The organism is Pseudonocardia sp. EV170527-09 (assembly GCF_008369905.1).
Classification (GTDB): Bacteria; Actinomycetota; Actinomycetes; order Mycobacteriales; family Pseudonocardiaceae; genus Pseudonocardia.
Window position 1 is genome coordinate 1 of sequence record NZ_VRMC01000377.1, and the last position, 365, is coordinate 365.

Sequence of the window (365 nt, forward strand, 5' to 3'; positions counted from 1 at the left end):
ACGACACGTCGACCCTGGCCCGTCCGGGTGCGTCGACGACGCGGCGGTGCGGGGAGTATGTGTTGCGGCGTTTGGCGATCGACAAGGCCACCGTCGCCGCGGTCGCCCGCGAGCTGGGCCGCTCCTGGGACACCGTGAACAGCGTCGCGGTCACCGCGACCGAGGCGCTGCTGCTGGGCGCCGGTCCGGCACGCCTGGACGGCGTCACCGTGATCGGGGTCGACGAGCACAAGTGGGCGCACGTGTTCGGCGCCGACGGCGATGGGTTCGTCACCGTGATCACCGACCTCACCGATGTCGTCGCGGGTCGAGGCCGAGCCCGGCTGCTCGACCTGGTCCCCGGACGGTCGGCAGCGGCGCTGAAG

1 pseudogene is annotated in these 365 nt (G+C 72.6%); it reads left to right on the plus strand.

Features of this window, described 5'->3' with window-relative positions:
• Positions 1–62: 62 nt before the first annotated feature.
• A pseudogene (locus FVA95_RS29550) lies at positions 63–365 on the plus strand (ISL3 family transposase); the annotation flags it as partial.